Source organism: Billgrantia campisalis, assembly GCF_022341425.1.
GTDB lineage: Bacteria > Pseudomonadota > Gammaproteobacteria > Pseudomonadales > Halomonadaceae > Halomonas > Halomonas campisalis.
The window spans coordinates 71,272-86,824 of record NZ_JABFUC010000006.1 but is presented as its reverse complement, the minus strand read 5'-3'; the positions used below and the strand labels follow the sequence as shown (position 1 = coordinate 86,824).

The following is a 15,553-nucleotide window of genomic DNA, read 5'->3' as shown; positions in this document are numbered from 1 at the left end:
CGACCATTGAGCGTTCGATCATGCGGACACCTCCTCGGCGCTACGCGCCTGCAGCCGCTCGGCCAGGCGGCTCAGGCGCGGCTCGATGCGCTTGAGACGGCGGCAGTTGGGGTCGGCCTCGTCGCGGTCGATCAAGTAGCGATTGTGGAACAGCAGCAGCACGTCCGACTCCGGGTTGGGAAAGGCACCGACGATATGGATGCGGTTGCTGTCGCAGGCATCGAAGAGCTTCTCGACGTTGTGGTAGGCCAGGGTGCCGATCTCGTCGATGGGCCAGTGGATGGCGATCTGGGCCTGGCCGCGCAGCAGCCGCGTGAAGGCGAGCAGGAACTTGCACAGAATCAGATAGGCCATGCCGTGGCTGGAGGACTCCAGCAGCTGGCGGTCGTTCTTGATCACCAGATCGGTGCCGCCTTCGTTGAGGTGCAGCTCCAGGCGCAGCAGGCTTTCGAAGCTGTACTGCTGGTCGCTGCGCAACAGCTCCACCACGTCGGCCAGGGCATCGAGGTAGTCGTCGCTGGGCAGCGGCTGCCCCGATTCCCGCCACTCCCGGTAGCGCTGGGCGAACAGCTTGAGCGGCTCCCAGAAGCCCAGCTCGTCGATGGTGGACTGGATCTTCACCTCGGCCTTGCCGATGCCTTCCAGCTTCAGGTCGTCGGCGACCTCCTCGGAGAGGCGGCGGCTCTGGGCGCTGATGCGGCGGTTGAGGTCGCGAAAGACGGTGAAGAACTTGTCCAGATCATCGCTGAGATTGCGCCCCTGCTGCACCAGCTGCAGCTGCTGGTCCTCCAGCAGTTGCAGCATGCCGCGCAGCAGCGGCAGCAGCCGCCGCGGTGAGTCGCCGGTCAACTTGCCGCGCTCGGCTTCCAGGGCGTCGACGAAGCCGCTACTGGCTCCCTTGATCAGCTCGCCCTCCACCTGCTCGCAGCCCTTGCGCAGGGTCTCCAGCTCGCGGCTGCGGCCGATCAACGCCTGGCGGGCGCGCTCGATGCGCTCGTGCACATCGCCGGGGGCTTCGCTGAGCGGCTCGGCCGCCGGGCTGAGCGCCAGGCTCTCCACCTGGGTCAGCAGCGGCGCGAGGGCGTCCATCACCTCCTGCTCGGCGTGGCGCTTGGCCTTCAGCTCGCTGACCGCCTGCTGATGGGCCGACTTGGCCGCCTGGAAGTCGCCACGCAGCTGCTCGCGCTCGCGCTCGGCCGCCTGACGCTCGCGGGTCAGCGTCGCCTCCTTCTCCACCAGCCGCGGCTTGCGCTCGCCCCACTCGACGCGCATGAAGCGCCGATAGGCCGCCAGCTCCTCCTGGCGGGCCGCGGTGAGGCGCATGCGCTCCTCCAGCGCCGCCAGTCGTGACTTGGTCTCTTTGAGGGTGACCGGATCGACCCCTTGCGCCTCCAGCTCCTGGTTGAAGGCGGCTTCCAGCTCCTCCCGCTGGCGTCGATGCTCCGCCTTCAGGTCGCCAAGCTGGCGTTTGTGCTGGCGGATCTGCTCATCCAGGCTATCCAGCTGGCTCTGAGCGTCGGCCTTCAGCTCGAGCAGCTGCGCCTGATGCGTGTCGGCAAGCGCTTCGAGCGCCTCGCGCTTTTCATCGCGCAGCGCCTGCTGCAACGCCTCCTGTTCGGCCAGCGCCGCCTCACCGTCGGCCCGCCGCGCCTGCTGCTGCCTGGCATGGCGCTCCTGCTGCTGACGGCGTGCCTCCAGGGCGTACTCCACCTCCGTATCGGCGCGCTTGAGGGCGATGCGCGCCTGCCCCAGGGTAGTCTCGGCGCCCTGCACCCGCTCGTGGTGGGCCCTGAGGCGTTTTTCGGCGGCCTGAACGTCCGCTTCGGCACGGGTCAGGGCCACCTCGGCCGCCTCGATGGCGGCCAGCAGGCCCGCCTCATCCTGGGCATAGTCGGGCAGCGCGATCGCGGCCAGGTCGAGGGCCACGCCGAAGAGGTCGTCGCTGGGCGTGTCCTTGACCTGGGGCGCCAGGTCGCGGCGCTCCAGCAGCTCGGGGGCGATCACCTTGCCCAGCGTCTGCTCCCACCCCGGGCGGTGGTAGCGCAGGAAGTGGCGCAGGCTCCCCTGGGCGGGGTCGCGCTGCTGATAAAGAGCTGCGCAGCGGTGCTCCGCCCGTGAGCGCTGCTGCCGCGCCTGCTCGAGCTCTCGCTCGGCAGCGTCACGCTCGCCCTTCCAGGTCTCATGCTCGCGACGCAGCCCCTCCAGGGTGGTGGCGGCCGCACTGCGGTCGCTCTGGGCCTGATCCAGGCGCGCCTGCGCCAGCTCGGCCTCCTGGACCTCTTCGGGGGTCTGGGTGTGGGTCTGCTGCGCCTTGAGCTCGGCCAGGCGCTCGATGCCCTGCTCCAGACGCGCCTGGTAGCTGGCGTCCAGGTCACTCCGCTCGGCCTGATAGCGCGCCTCGAGGGTGCGCTGCGCCTCCCAGTGCCGCTCACGGCGGGCCTCCTTCTCGTCGCCCAGGGCGTCGATGAGCGCCTGGGCTTCATCGGTCTGCCGGGCCAGGGTATCGGCCAGCTCACGCAGCCGCCCTTCCAGCTTCGCCTGGCTGGCCTGCACGGCCTGCTGCATGAATTCCAGGTGGTCGCGCAGCTGTTGATGCTGTTCACGCCACTGGGGCAGGGACTCGAGATCACGCTCCAGGGCCGGCATGTCCGCCTCGGCGTACTGCTCGTACTGGCGCTGCAGGTCATTCAGGTCGCGCTGGGTATGATCCAGCTCGCTACTCAGCTCGCTCGTGCGGTCGTTGAGGGCGTCCCGGGCCTGCTCGTAGTCGCGCTCGCGCGCCTGGAACTCGCACTGGTGCCGGTTCAGCTGCGACGCCAGATCGGCCAGGGTGCGCTCGCCGCGATGGCGGTCGGCCTCCAGCTGGGGTCTCAACTGCCACAGCGTGGTCTCGAGATCGGCGATCTCCCGATCCACCTCCCCCAGACGCCCCAGCGCCTGCTGCAGGGGCTCCAGCCGCATCGACTGGCGCATCTGCGCGATCCACTCACGGGCCTTGGTGTTGCGGATCCGGGTCACCGGCAGCTCGACGCCATCCTCCTCGAAGATCGCCGCCAGCATGGTCTTGAGGGTGTCCATCTTGCCCTCCTTGGCGTGCACCGCCGAGACCAGTTTCTCGATATGGCGAATGCGTCGCTCGGGCTTGACCAGGCTGAACTGGGCGGCGATCTGGCGCAGCTTGAGGCCGTCACGGCTGTTGCCCCGGGGCTGGGAGGCGCCAAACTGGGTAAAGTCGTTCTGGATCACCGAGCGGTACTCGGAGGTGGCGCCCAGCTTGGCCGACACGCTGATCCCTTCGCGACGCAGCCCGTTGGCCCACTGGGCGTAGTCCAGGGCCGCGACCCCGGCATCGCTCTCTACCAGGTAATCCTCGGGCCGGTAGGGCGAGCCGACGAAGCGATACTCCACTCCCCCCTCGCTCTTGCGGGTCAGCACCGCCTGGCAGACGTTGCCCGCTTCACGGCGATACTCGTAGACCAGGTAGCTGTTGCGATGCGGCAGGTAGAAGGCATCGAACTTCATCCGTGTCTTGGGCACCACCTTGTTGGGCAGCTCGCCATAAAACACCGGCACCAGGCGCTGCAGAGTGGTCTTGCCCGAGGCATTGGTGCCGCAGATATTGGTGTGGCCGTCCACACTGAGCTCGACCACCCCCTCGAGATGGCCGTGAATCATCACGATGCGTAGCAGGTGAGCCATGCCGCGTCCTTGATCCGTTGACGTTCGAAGCGCCTATCTTGCCAGAGAGCGGGCGCAGCGGCATTCACTCGTCGGACCCGGCCGCGACGGCGACATGCTGGGCACCCCCTCCGTTCCCACCAATGCTCGTCCCCGCAAACGATATCGCCGCGACCCTTAGGCCGCGGCGATATCGAGTGCCGAGATGGGATTGGCCTACGCCATCAGGAGACTGCGGCCTGGTAGCGCCGCTCCACGTCATCCCAGTTGATCACATTGAAGAAGGCGGCCACGTAGTCCGGGCGCTTGTTCTGGTACTTCAGGTAGTAGGCATGTTCCCAGACATCCAGGCCCAGCACCGGGGTATTGCCGTGCATCAGCGGGCTGTCCTGGTTGAGGGTGTTCTCCACCACCAGGGTCTTTTCCGGGGTGACGCTGAGCCAGGCCCAGCCACTGCCGAAGCGGCCCAACGCCGCCTTGGTGAAGGCATCCTTGAAGGCGTCGAAGCCACCCAGCTCGCTGTCGATGGCCTGGGCCACCTTGCCCTGGGGCTGGCCGCCGCCTTTCGGCGACATCATCTGCCAGAACTTGGAGTGATTGGAGTGGCCGCCACCGTTGTTGATGACCGCCTGGCGCTTATCCTCGGGCACCCGGTCGAGGTTGGCGAGCAGCTCGTCCACCGGCATCTCCTCGAGGCCGGTTCCCTCCAGGGCGCCGTTGAGGTTGTTGACATAGGTCTGATGGTGGCGGCCGTGGTGAATTTCCATGGTCGTGGCGTCGATATACGGCTCCAGCGCATCGAAAGCATAGGGAAGGTCGGGCAGTGTATGCGGCATAGTGACTCCTCCATGAAGGGTGGCAAAGGGGGCTTGCCCCCGACTTCATTCCCAAGGATGGCAGAACATCGATTGTCACGCTAATAGAAATCGTTATCAACTTATATAGCCTTCGGCAATATGCCTCCCCTACCCAATGCCACACGGCCAAACGACAGCGGGCCGACCCTGTGAGGGCCGGCCCGCTGTCGTTGGTGACGCCGGGTCGATTGTTAGAGCTTCTGCTCGAGTTCCGGCAGCGCCTCGAACAAGTCGGCGACGAGGCCATAGTCCGCGACCTGGAAAATCGGCGCCTCCTCGTCCTTGTTGATCGCGACGATCACCTTGGAGTCCTTCATGCCCGCCAGGTGCTGGATGGCACCCGAGATACCCACGGCGATGTAGAGCTCCGGGGCGACGATCTTGCCGGTCTGGCCCACCTGCATGTCGTTGGGCACGAAGCCGGCGTCCACCGCGGCACGCGACGCACCGATGGCCGCGCCCAGCTTGTCGGCGATGCCCTCGAGCAGCTTGAAGTTCTCTCCGTTGCCCATGCCGCGGCCGCCGGAGATCACCACCTTGGCCGCCCCCAGCTCGGGACGATCGGACTGGGCCAGCTCCTCCTTGATGAAGGTGGACTGGGCGTTGTCGGCGACGAACTCGACGGCTTCCACGCTGGCGGAGCCGCCCTCGCCTACCGCATCGAAACCGGTGGGGCGCACGGTGATCACCTTGAGGGCGTCCTCGCTCTGCACGGTGGCGATGGCGTTGCCCGCGTAGATCGGGCGCTTGAAAGTGTCCGGAGACTCGACGGCGATGATCTCGGAGATCTGCGAGACGTCCTTGAGCGCGGCCACCCGGGGCAGCACGTTCTTGCCGGTGGTGGAAGCGGCCGCCAGCACGTGGCTGTAGTCGCCGGCCAACTCCGCGATCAGCGCCGCGGTGGGCTCGGCCAGCAGGTGAGCGTAGGCGGCGTGGTCGGCCAGGCGCACCTTGGCCACGCCGTCGAGCTTGGCCGCGGCCTCGGCCACGGCGGCGACGTTCTCGCCGGCCACCAGGACGTCGATGTCGCCGCCGATGGCCTGCGCCGCCGCGACCACGTGAGCGGTGGCGCCAGCCAGGGCGCCGTCGTGATGTTCGGCGAGTACCAGAATGCTCATGAAATCACCTTGGCTTCGTTCTTGAGTTTGTCCACGAGCTCGTCCACGGAGCCCACCTTGATGCCACCCTGGCGCTCGGCCGGCGGCTCGACCTTGAGCAGCTTGACCTTGGAGGCCACCTCGACGCCGAGGTCGGACGGGCTCTTGACGTCCATCGGCTTCTTCTTGGCCTTCATGATGTCGGGCAGCTTGGCGTAGCGCGGCTCGTTGAGGCGCAGGTCGGTGGTGACGATGGCCGGCAGCGTGAGTTCGATGGTCTGCAGGCCGCCGTCGATCTCGCGAGTCACCTGAGCCTTGTCATTCTCGATCACCACCTCGGAGGCAAAGGTGCCCTGGGGCAGGCCGGTCAGGGCAGCGAGCATCTGGCCGGTCTGGTTGTTGTCGGTGTCGATGGCCTGCTTGCCCAGGATCACCAGACCCGGCTGCTCGGCCTCGACCACCTTGGCCAGCGCCTTGGCGGCGCCCAGCGACTCGACACGCTCGTCGGTCTCGACATGAATGGCACGGTCGGCGCCCAGCGCCAGAGCGGTGCGCAGCTGCTCCTGGGCGGCCTTGGGGCCGATGGTCACGGCGACAATCTCGGTGGCCACGCCTTTTTCCTTCAGGCGCACCGCCTCTTCCACGGCGATCTCGCAGAAGGGGTTCATGGCCATCTTGACGTTGGTGAGGTCGACGTCGGAGTTGTCCGGCTTGACCCGGATCTTGACGTTGTAGTCGATGACGCGTTTGACCGCGACGAGTACTTTCATGGTGTCCTCGCTTGGTTCAGTCTAGGAACCGTCTGGTTAGGGAGCGCCGATCCGCCCGGTTCGCACCGGGCTTGCCGGCGTTTCCTTAGAACCGGCTGACAGGCCCTTATGTGTTTCATGCAAGCGTTTGATAGGCGCCGCAGCCCAAAACCCTTCCAATGTGCCACAAGCTGGCCCGCGGCAACAATCCCGGTCGGTCGAGCTTCAGGCGGCTCCCACCGCACATTGCCCATCGTAGGGGTGACCTGAGTCGTCTATTATGCCTATCATGGAGAATATCGAGAAGCAAACGACCGTTTAAAATTCTTTCGACGTTGGTGGTAGACCGTCGCCATAGCGTCGATGACGAGGGGGAGCAACCGGATGTCAGAGCAAGTAGAGCGTGATTCGATGGAATTCGACGTGGTCATCGTCGGTGCCGGGCCTGCGGGCCTGTCGGCGGCCTGCCGCCTTATGCAGCAGGCGGGTGAGGCCGAGCAGGAGCTCTCGGTGTGCGTGGTGGAGAAGGGCTCCGAAGTGGGCGCCCACATCCTCTCCGGGGCGGTCTTCGAGCCCCGCGCCCTGGCCGAACTCTTCCCCGACTGGGAAGAGCGTGGCGCCCCGCTGACCACGCCGGCGACCCGCGACGAGGTCTACCTGCTCAAGGATGCCGAAAAGGCCCAGAAGCTGCCCAACGCCCTGGTGCCCAAGTCCATGCACAACACCGGCGGCGATCTCACACGCTACGTGATCAGCGCCGGCAACCTGTGCCGCTGGCTGGCCGAGCAGGCCGAGAGTCTCGGCGTCGAGATCTTCCCCGGCTTTGCCGCCCAGGAGACGATCGTCGAGGAGGGCGTGGTCAAGGGTATCCTGATCGGGGATATGGGCGTGGCCGCCGATGGGACGCCCAAGGACGGCCATATGCCGGGCATGGAACTGCGCGCCAAGTACACCCTCTTCGCCGAGGGCTGCCGCGGCCACCTGGGCAAGCGGCTGATCGACCAGTTCAAGCTCGACGAGGGCAAGGACCCGCAGCACTACGGCATCGGCCTGAAGGAGCTGTGGGACATCCCCGCCGAGAAGCACGAGCCCGGCCTGGTGCTGCACGGTTCCGGCTGGCCGCTGGACAAGAAGACCCACGGCGGCTGGTTCCTCTACCACGCCGAAAACCAACAGGTGGTAGTGGGCCTGATCATGGATCTCTCCTATCAGAATCCGTGGCTCTCGCCCTTCGACGAATTCCAGCGCATGAAGCACCATCCGGTGCTCAAGCAACACCTGGAAGGCGCCAAGCGCGTTGCCTACGGCGCCCGGGCCATCACCAAGGGCGGGCTCAACTGCCTGCCCAAGATGACCTTCCCCGGCGGCCTGCTGATCGGCTGCGACGCCGGCACCCTTAATTTCGCCAAGATCAAGGGCCTGCATACCGCCATGAAGTCCGGCCTGGTGGCGGCCGAGGCGGTCTTCGAGGCGCTGAGCGATCGTGACGAAACGGGGGGCGGTGACGAGGGCGGCGCCGAGCTCACCGCCTTTACCGAGAAGTGGGAGGCCAGCTGGGCCTACGCCGAACTCAAGGAGAGCGCCAGCTTCGGCCCGGCGATCCACAAGTACGGCACCGTGGGCGGCGGGGCCTACAACTTCGTCAACCAGCTGCTGGGCGGCAAGCTGCCCAACATCCACGACACCACCCCGGACCACGCAACGCTCAAGCCGGCCAGCGAGTTCGAGAAGATCGACTATCCCAAGCCCGACGGCAAGCTCTCCTTCGACAAGCTCTCCTCGGTGTTCCTGTCGAATACCAACCACGAGGAGGACCAGCCCTGCCACCTGAAGCTGGCCGACCCGGAGCTGCCGATCCGCGACAACCTGCCGACATACGCCGAACCGGCCCAGCGCTACTGCCCGGCGGGGGTCTATGAGGTCGTGGAAGACGACGAGGGCAAGCCGCAGTTCCAGATCAACTTCCAGAACTGCGTGCACTGCAAGACCTGTGACATCAAGGACCCGGCACAGAACATCACCTGGGTGGCGCCGGAGGGCGGCGGCGGGCCGAACTACCCCAATATGTAAGACCCCGCTCGCCAGCTCGGGGCCTGCAACCGCAGGCCCCGTCCTGTTCAGGCGGCGCCTGTCCCCCCACCTTCCCCCTCACCTGCCAGGGCCGCGGCCAGCGCCTCCACCACCCGCTCCTGCTGCTCGGCCTCCAGATAGGGGTGCATGGGCAGGCTGAGGATCGCCTCGCAGACGGCATCGGTCACCGGTAGCCGGCTGTCCGGTTCCGCCAGCGCCGGCTGGCGGTTGAGCGGCACCGGGTAGTGCACGGCGGTGGGAATGCCGGCCTCGGCAAGCCGCTGCTGCACCGCCTCGCGGTTCGCCACGCGAATGCTGTACTGGGCATAGACGCTGGTGTTGCCGGGGGCGAGCACTGGCGCGGCGGCGATCCCCGCCTGCCCGAGCAGCCGGTCGTAGCGCTGGGCCGCCGCCTGGCGCAGCGCCACCTCCTCGTCGAAGAGATCCAGCTTGGCCAGCAGCACGGCGGCCTGCAGGGTGTCCAGCCGGCTGTTCATGCCCAGGCGCACGTGGTGGTAGCGCTTCGCCTCGCCGTGCCGTGCCACCAGGCGAATTGCCTCGGCCAGCTCGGGGTCGTCGGTGAACAGGGCGCCGCCGTCTCCGTAGGCTCCCAGGGGCTTGCTGGGAAAAAAGCTGGTGGTCGCGACTCGGCTCAGGCTGCCCGAGCGCCAGCCGTGCTGGGTGGCGCCGAAACTCTGGGCGGCGTCTTCCACCACCGCCAGGCCGTGGCGGCTGGCCACCTCGCCAATGGCCGCCATGTCGGCGCACTGCCCGAACATCGACACCGGCATGATGGCCCGCGTGCGCGGCGTAATGGCCGCCTCCAGCAGCGCCGGGTCGAGCAGGTAGGTGTGCGGATCGATGTCCACGTAGACGGGCCTGGCGCCAACCAGCGCCACGCTCTCCGCCGAGGCGACGAAGGTGAAGCCGGGCACGATTACCTCGTCGCCCGGGCCGATATCGAGCGCCATCAGGGCGATCTGCAATGCATCGGTGCCGTTGGCACAGCCGATGCAGTGAGCCACGCCGACATAGTCGGCCAGGCGCTGCTCGAGCGCCTCCACCTCGGGACCCAGGACGTAGCGGCCGTGGGCCAGCACTCGGGCAATGGCCGCATCGAGCTGCGGCTTGATGCGCGCCTGCTGGGCGGCCAGGTCGATGAACTGCATGGGTCTCGCCTCCCTATACACTGGTTGCCAGGCCGAGTTCCAGCATCCGCGGGTGCCCCTCGCCCCGGCGCGGTGACTCGGGCGTGGCCGCACGAATCGCCGTCACGGTTTCCAGGCAGTGGCGCACGGTGTCGATATCGAAGCCACGCCCCGACAGGATCTCGCGATAGCTGACGGTGTGCAGGTCGGTGAAACCGGTGGAGAACTCGAACTGCTCCTCATCGCAGGTGATGCTGCGATAGGTCGACTGGCGCCCGCGCACCGAATCCGGCAGGTCCTGCTCATCGATAGACAGGAACCAGCGCACCCGCGCCTTCTCGTACTCCAGGTAGCCGGCGGCCTTGTGGTCGTCGCTGTAGTGCAGCACCTGGTGTTCGAGCTCGCCGAAGATCTGATGCAGCATGTCGAAGAAGTGGATGCCGATCTCGGCCACCACCCCGAACGACTTGCGGGGGTCCCCCTTCCAACTGGCCAGGTACCAGGGGCCACGAGCGGTGATATAGGTGAGCTCGACCTCATACTTGGTGTCGCGCTGCTCGGCGATCACCTTGTCGCGCAGCTCATGGATCGCCGGATGATGGCGCAGCTGCATGATGCTGTAGACCTGGCGACCGGTCTCCTGCTCCACCAGGCGCAGCTCGTCGAGCTGTTCGGACGTGGGCACCAACGGCTTCTCGCAGATCACGTCGCAGCCCAGCTGCAGGCCGGCGACGATATGGGCGCTGTGCAGGTGGTTGGGGGAACAGACCACCATGTAGTCCAGCGCCCCCTCGCCCTTGCGCCGCAGCCGCCAGGCGTGTTCGAGGAAATACTCGAATTCGGTGAAAAAAGCGCAGTTGGTCGAGATGGAGTCGATGATGCCCACCGAGTCGTTGATGTCATAGGCCGCTACCAGCGAGTGGCCGGTCTCCTTGATGGCCTGCATATGACGCGGCGCAATATAGCCGGCGGCGCCGATCAGCGCGAAATTCATGTCCCTCTCCCTTGGCCGTTGCGGGGTTGTCATCCTCGTAATAAGGGGTCAAGCCTACTTCGCTTGGTCGCCGCGCGCCACTGGGCGCGCCGGGTCGCGAATCCACTCGCTCCAGGAGCCGGGATAAAGGCGCGGCAGGGGGCGACCGGCGACGGCATAGGCCAGGATGTTATGGCAGGCGGTGACCCCGGAGCCGCAGTAGGCGATGATCTCCGCCGCCTCCGGCAGTTCGGCATCCAGCGTAGCCGGCGACTTGAAGCGGCCATCCTCATCCAGGTTGGCGGCGCTGGGCCGACAGCGGGCGCCGGGAATATGTCCCGCCACCGGATCGATGGGCTCGACCTCGCCGCGAAAACGCTCGGGGCTGCGGGCATCGACTTTCAGCTCGCGCCCGGAAAAGACCCGATCGGCATCGACCCAAGCGGTCTCGGCGAAGCGCGGCCGCCAGGCGCTGGGCGCAGTAGTGTTCTTGCTCCCTAGCGGCAGCTCGCCGCCATGCGCCTGCCAGGCACGCAGGCCACCGTCCAGCACCCGCACATCGGGATGCCCGGCCCAGCAGGCCAGCATCCACCAGGCTCGGGCTGCGGCCAGCTGGCCGCCCATGTCGTCATAGACCACCACCGGAAGCTCGGGAGTAATGCCGAGACGCTGTAGCACGGCAGTGAACGCCTCGCGAGTCGGCAGCGGGTGGCGTCCGCCCTCCCCCGGCGCACCGGCCAGGTCGCGATCCAGGTCCAGGTGCAGGCTGCCGGGCACATGCCCGGCCTGCCACAGCCGCCGTCCGGCATCCGGCTCGCCGAGCCGCGCCCGACAGTCCAGCACCCGGGGCGGACGCGCGCTCCGCAGGGCCTCGGCCAGCTGCGCCGCGCTCATCAGCACTTGCGACATCGTCACTCTCCTCTTCACAAGAATTGCCCGGCTCAGGGCTTTACTGGCGAGGGGGCGTCACTCAGCCGCTCAATGGGGGCGCGCTTCGCCAGCAGGCGCCGGCGACCGGACTGCCGGAAGCACACCTCGATCACCGGGTCGGCCGGGTCCCCCTCCACCACGGCGACCTCACCTTCGCCAAATACCGCATGGCGCAGGCGCTGGCCGGGGCGGTACTCCTCGAGTGGCGCCTCCCCGACGGCCCCGGGCGCCGCCTCGGCCACCAGCGGCCTGAGCGGCAGCTCGCGGCCCAGCGCCTGCAGGTAGCCGGCGACCCGGGCTGGCGCACCCACCGCCAGCGGCGCCTGGGGATCGCCCTCCCCGTCCAGGCGCGCCGCCACCCGCAGACAGTCCTGCCAGGCCGTCTCGCCGATAAAGCGGCTCGGACGGTGCTCGCCGCCGTCGTGCAGGATCAGCAGGCGCTCGCGGGCACGAGTGATGGCCACGTAGAACAGCCTTCGCTCCTCCTCGAGCCGGTCGGCGGTCAGCGGGTTGTCACGGCCGTAGTGGGGGAAATCCTCCTCATTGACGCCCCCCAGGGCCACCAGCGGCCACTCCAGCCCCTTGGCGCCGTGCACGGTGGTGATCAGTACCCCGTCGGCATGGTTCTCCACCGGGCGCTCCAGCAGTTCGATGAAGGCCTCGATATCGCTGAGTTCAGCGGCCTGCTCGACCAGCACATCGAGCAGGCGCACGTCCTCCTCCCCCTTCTCGCGACGGGCGGCGGCCCGCTTGAGCACCTTCTCGGCGTCCAGGCTGTCGACCACGTGGGTCAGCAGCCGTACCGGCGACCAGCCCGCCAGCCGCGGCAGCTCGCAGAGCAGCGCCCAGCGACGCGACAGGTTGCGCCGCTGGATCGGCTTGAGGCCCGCCAGCAGGGGGTCATGGCGCTCGGGGAAGGTCTGGGTATCGGCCAGCCGCCGGGCCAGGGCCGCCAGGCGTTCACGGGCCACGAAAGGGGTCGGCTGTTCCAGCAGCCGCTGCAGCAGCGCCGGGTCGCGCAGCAGCCCGGGGCTCAGCGCCAGGCGCAGGTAGCCGGCCAGGGCCTGCACCAGCGGCAGTCGGAATACGAAGCGATCCTCCCGCGAGAGACGAAAAGGAATGCCGGCCTGCAGCAGCTGCAGCTGAAACACCACCGACAGCGCCCAGCTGCGCACCAGCAGGCAGACCTCGTCGAGATGCCGCCCCGCCCGCTGCCAGGCGGCCAGCTCGGCGAGCAGCGCCCCGGGGCCGCGGTCCACCGCCAGCGAGGTGAAGGGGGTACCGGGGGCCGCCAGACACAGCTGGTCGGGCCGACGACGGTTGGCCGCGATGGCGTGGTTGGCCGCCAACGCCAGGGCATGACCGTGGCGAAAGGTGGTGGAGAGCGGGTAGTCGGTGGCCGGACCGAAGGTGGCGGAGAAGTGCTCGCGCATGGTGTCGGGATGGGCGCCGCGCCACTCGTAGATGCACTGATTGGCATCGCCCACCGCCATCACCGCGGCGTCGCGTCCGGCCAGGGTGGCCAGCAGGCGCAGCTGGGCCTGATTGATGTCCTGATACTCGTCGATGATCACTTGGTCGAGAAAGCCCTGCACGCGGCCGGTCAGTGCGGGGTCGGCCTCCAGGGCGCGCAGCGGGCGATAGAGCAGGTCCGAATAGGTCATCAGGCCGTGCTCGGCAAGCAGCTCCTCGAGGCGCTGGAAGGCGTCCACGAAGTGGCGTGTCTCCTCGGCGAAATCGAGGCGCTGATAGAGTGCCGCCGGCGACGCCATCTCGGCCTTCACCAGGCCACAGAAGTGGGCCAGGGCATCGAGGGTGTCGGCTTCCAGGGCGTTCTCGCGGCGCTCCGGGTCATCACCCAGCACCTCCAGGGAGGCCTGGCGCAGCAGGCGCTCCACCTGCCAGTCGGCCGACAGCAGCCGGCGCGGCGACAGCGCTCCCCAGCGCGTCAGGCTCCCGGTCAGGCGATGCCCAAGCGAATGGAAGGTGCGCACGTCGGGCAGCCGCTGGCCGGGCGGCGCCAGCGCGGCCAGCCGGGCCTGGAAGTCCTCGCGGGCCGAGCGGTTGAACATCAGCACCAGGATGCGCGCCGCCGGCACGCCCCGCTCGAGCAGCTGCAGCACCCGCGCCACCAGGGTGGTGGTCTTGCCGGAGCCGGCCACCGCGGCGACCCGGGCATGGCCGTCGCCATGCTCGACCACGGCCCGCTGCTCGGCGGTGAGCCTCACGATGCCTCGGCGGGCAGCTCGCCGAGCGGCTGCCAGACCCCGGCGCTGATCAGCCCCAGCGCGAGGCGGCCGTCATCGCCCCGGCGCTGCTCGGCGGCCTCGATCAGCCGATAGTAGACATTGCGCCCCAGCCGCGCGGCGAGCCCGAAGCGCACCGGCACCTCGGGCACCGGCACACCCTCGGGGGTCTCGGTAACCCGCAGGCGATGCTCGCCGTCCAGGCTCAGGCGGTCACCGACATTGGTAGTCAACCACCAGCGGCCATGCGCATCCGGTTCGGCATCCACGACCACGAAGGGGTGGTCGATGACGCGAATGCGCTGCTTCTCGGCCGGGGTGACCAGATAGACATGGCCGTCGTCGTCACGGCGCAGGATGGTGGACAGCAGCCGCACCAGGCGTGGCCGGGCGATCACGCCCCCTTCGTGGACCCAGCGGCCGTCGGCTTCGATTACCAGGTCCATCTCACCCACCCGCTCGGGGTGCCAGCGGTCCACGGGGGGGATCTCGCCCGTCGGGTCAACATGCTCGATCAGCAGGTCCAGGTTCATGGCGGCGGTCTCCGACACGGCGCGTTGCTATCAGTCTATACCAGGCCCGCCTGGGCCAGCGCCTCGCGCACCTCGGCGGGGGCCTCCGGCGCGGCGGCACGAAACAGGCGATAGAAGTTGGCGGTGGTCTGCATCGCCACCTCATCGACGCTGATGTCCCGCTCGGCGGCGATGCATTCGGCCACCTCCACCACCCAGGCCGGCTCATTGGGCTTGCCGCGGTGGGGGACCGGTGCCAGGTAGGGGCTGTCGGTCTCGATCAGCAGCCGATCCAGCGGCACGCGCCGGGCCACCTCGCGCAATGACTCGGCGTTGCGGAAGGTGACGATCCCCGACAGCGAGATGAAGAAACCGTGACGCACCGCCTCCCGGGCCATGTCCAGGTCCTCGGTGAAGCAGTGCAGCACACCGCCGATGGCCGGGTCGGTGTGCTCGCGGATCAGCGCCAGGGTCTCCTCGCGGGCCTCGCGGGTATGCACGATGACCGGCAGTTCCAGCTCGGTGGCGGCGATCAACTGGCGGCGGAAGCGCTCGAGCTGCACCTCCCGGGGCGGCACCGTCTGGGGCGACTTCTCCAGGTAATGGTAGTCGAGGCCGCACTCGCCGATGGCCACGACCCCGAAGCGCTCGGCGGCCTCCTTGATCGACTCGACGCTCGGCTCCTCGGCCACGCGATGCAGCGGGTGCACCCCGGCGGAGATCACCACGTCCTGGTGGGCGCGGGCGATGGCGGCGATCCCCGGGAGCTCCTCCAGGGTCACGGCGATGGCCAGGAACTGGTGCACGCCGCGCTCACGGGCGGCGGCGAGGGTCGCGGCGAGATCCCCGTCGTGGGTCCTGGGGTCGAGGCGGTCGAGATGGCAGTGGGAATCGACAAACATGCAGAATCAGGGCTCAAGGGTTAATGACAGGGGAAGCGGCTGGTGCCGTTCAGAGGGTGTAGGTCGGCGTCCCGGTGTTCAGCTGGCCGGCCAGCAGGGTTTCGATACGGTCGCGAACCGCCTGATCCTCGGGGCTGAAGTGGATGCCGATTCCCGGCACCCGACGGCCGGCCACGCCATCCGGCGAAACCCATACCACCTGGCCGGTCACCGGCACCCGCTCCTGGTCGCCGGGTAGGGTCAGCAGCAGGTACACCTCCTGGCCCAGCTCATAGCGTTCGCGGGTGGGCACGAAGATACCGCCCCGCTCCAGTAGCGGCATATAGGCGGAGAGCAGGGTCTGCTCGTCCTGGATGGTCAGCGACAACGCTTTCTGTGCAGCCATGGCGTT

General features: G+C 67.9%; 12 protein-coding genes. 1 reads left to right on the top strand and 11 read right to left on the bottom strand.

The features are described 5' to 3' along the window. Nucleotides 1-18 precede the first annotated feature (18 nt). From HOP52_RS08865 to HOP52_RS08850, 4 genes are all read right to left on the bottom strand, one after another. Nucleotides 19-3,699: an ATP-binding protein gene (locus HOP52_RS08865; RefSeq protein WP_238977015.1), complete on the bottom strand. Its 3,681-nt coding sequence runs from the start codon at nucleotides 3,697-3,699 to the stop codon at nucleotides 19-21. A gap of 203 nt (nucleotides 3,700-3,902) precedes the next feature. Further along, nucleotides 3,903-4,514, bottom strand: coding sequence for a superoxide dismutase (locus HOP52_RS08860; RefSeq protein ID WP_238977014.1), 612 nt, complete (start codon nucleotides 4,512-4,514; stop codon nucleotides 3,903-3,905). Between the two features lie 212 nt (nucleotides 4,515-4,726). Next, the gene (locus tag HOP52_RS08855; RefSeq protein ID WP_238977013.1) at nucleotides 4,727-5,653 is read right to left on the bottom strand and encodes an electron transfer flavoprotein subunit alpha/FixB family protein; all 927 of its coding nucleotides are present in this window, start codon (nucleotides 5,651-5,653) and stop codon (nucleotides 4,727-4,729) included. Further along, nucleotides 5,650-6,402 carry an electron transfer flavoprotein subunit beta/FixA family protein gene (locus HOP52_RS08850; RefSeq protein ID WP_238977012.1) on the bottom strand — a complete coding sequence of 251 codons (753 nt, stop codon included), beginning with the start codon at nucleotides 6,400-6,402 and terminating at the stop codon, nucleotides 5,650-5,652. Before HOP52_RS08850 ends, HOP52_RS08855 begins: the two co-directional genes overlap by 4 nt. A gap of 363 nt (nucleotides 6,403-6,765) precedes the next feature. On the opposite strand from HOP52_RS08850, the gene HOP52_RS08845 reads away from it, so the two are divergent. Further along, the gene (locus HOP52_RS08845; RefSeq protein ID WP_238977011.1) at nucleotides 6,766-8,451 is read left to right on the top strand and encodes an electron transfer flavoprotein-ubiquinone oxidoreductase; all 1,686 of its coding nucleotides are present in this window, start codon (nucleotides 6,766-6,768) and stop codon (nucleotides 8,449-8,451) included. A gap of 47 nt (nucleotides 8,452-8,498) precedes the next feature. Here the strand turns inward: HOP52_RS08845 and HOP52_RS08840 are convergent, their stop codons facing one another. Genes HOP52_RS08840 through HOP52_RS08810 form a run of 7 tightly spaced genes read right to left on the bottom strand, consistent with a single transcriptional unit; the run spans nucleotide 8,499 to nucleotide 15,547 of the window. Continuing rightward, nucleotides 8,499-9,620: a DegT/DnrJ/EryC1/StrS family aminotransferase gene (locus tag HOP52_RS08840; protein ID WP_238977010.1), complete on the bottom strand. Its 1,122-nt coding sequence runs from the start codon at nucleotides 9,618-9,620 to the stop codon at nucleotides 8,499-8,501. Between the two features lie 13 nt (nucleotides 9,621-9,633). Continuing rightward, entirely contained in the window at nucleotides 9,634-10,593 is a 960-nt protein-coding gene (locus HOP52_RS08835) for a Gfo/Idh/MocA family oxidoreductase (protein WP_238977009.1), read from the bottom strand. 54 nt (nucleotides 10,594-10,647) lie between these two features. Further along, nucleotides 10,648-11,481, bottom strand: a complete 834-nt coding sequence (locus HOP52_RS08830) for a sulfurtransferase (RefSeq protein WP_238977008.1) — start codon at nucleotides 11,479-11,481, stop codon at nucleotides 10,648-10,650. 32 nt (nucleotides 11,482-11,513) lie between these two features. Then, nucleotides 11,514-13,730, bottom strand: a complete 2,217-nt coding sequence (locus HOP52_RS08825) for an ATP-dependent helicase (RefSeq protein WP_238977007.1) — start codon at nucleotides 13,728-13,730, stop codon at nucleotides 11,514-11,516. After that, complete coding sequence (locus HOP52_RS08820; protein ID WP_238977006.1) at nucleotides 13,727-14,281, bottom strand: DUF1285 domain-containing protein; 555 nt, start codon at nucleotides 14,279-14,281, stop codon at nucleotides 13,727-13,729. Before HOP52_RS08820 ends, HOP52_RS08825 begins: the two co-directional genes overlap by 4 nt. Nucleotides 14,282-14,316: 35 nt before the next feature. Continuing rightward, a complete protein-coding gene (locus tag HOP52_RS08815) occupies nucleotides 14,317-15,162 on the bottom strand; it encodes a TatD family hydrolase (protein WP_238977005.1) in 846 nt (281 codons plus the stop codon). Nucleotides 15,163-15,211: 49 nt separating this feature from the next. Continuing rightward, on the bottom strand, nucleotides 15,212-15,547 hold the full coding sequence (locus tag HOP52_RS08810; RefSeq protein WP_238977004.1) for a PilZ domain-containing protein: 336 nt from the start codon (nucleotides 15,545-15,547) through the stop codon (nucleotides 15,212-15,214). Nucleotides 15,548-15,553 lie beyond the last annotated feature (6 nt).

What these genes read in the sequence shown, in the direction of transcription:
- HOP52_RS08865 (WP_238977015.1), bottom strand. Translation starts at nt 3,699, where the DNA reads ATGGCTCACCTGCTACGCATCGTGATGATTCACGGCCATCTCGAGGGG.
- HOP52_RS08860 (WP_238977014.1), bottom strand. Translation starts at nt 4,514, where the DNA reads ATGCCGCATACACTGCCCGACCTTCCCTATGCTTTCGATGCGCTGGAG.
- HOP52_RS08855 (WP_238977013.1), bottom strand. Translation starts at nt 5,653, where the DNA reads ATGAGCATTCTGGTACTCGCCGAACATCACGACGGCGCCCTGGCTGGC.
- HOP52_RS08850 (WP_238977012.1), bottom strand. Translation starts at nt 6,402, where the DNA reads ATGAAAGTACTCGTCGCGGTCAAACGCGTCATCGACTACAACGTCAAG.
- HOP52_RS08845 (WP_238977011.1), top strand. Translation starts at nt 6,766, where the DNA reads ATGTCAGAGCAAGTAGAGCGTGATTCGATGGAATTCGACGTGGTCATC.
- HOP52_RS08840 (WP_238977010.1), bottom strand. Translation starts at nt 9,620, where the DNA reads ATGCAGTTCATCGACCTGGCCGCCCAGCAGGCGCGCATCAAGCCGCAG.
- HOP52_RS08835 (WP_238977009.1), bottom strand. Translation starts at nt 10,593, where the DNA reads ATGAATTTCGCGCTGATCGGCGCCGCCGGCTATATTGCGCCGCGTCAT.
- HOP52_RS08830 (WP_238977008.1), bottom strand. Translation starts at nt 11,481, where the DNA reads ATGTCGCAAGTGCTGATGAGCGCGGCGCAGCTGGCCGAGGCCCTGCGG.
- HOP52_RS08820 (WP_238977006.1), bottom strand. Translation starts at nt 14,281, where the DNA reads ATGAACCTGGACCTGCTGATCGAGCATGTTGACCCGACGGGCGAGATC.
- HOP52_RS08815 (WP_238977005.1), bottom strand. Translation starts at nt 15,162, where the DNA reads ATGTTTGTCGATTCCCACTGCCATCTCGACCGCCTCGACCCCAGGACC.
- HOP52_RS08810 (WP_238977004.1), bottom strand. Translation starts at nt 15,547, where the DNA reads ATGGCTGCACAGAAAGCGTTGTCGCTGACCATCCAGGACGAGCAGACC.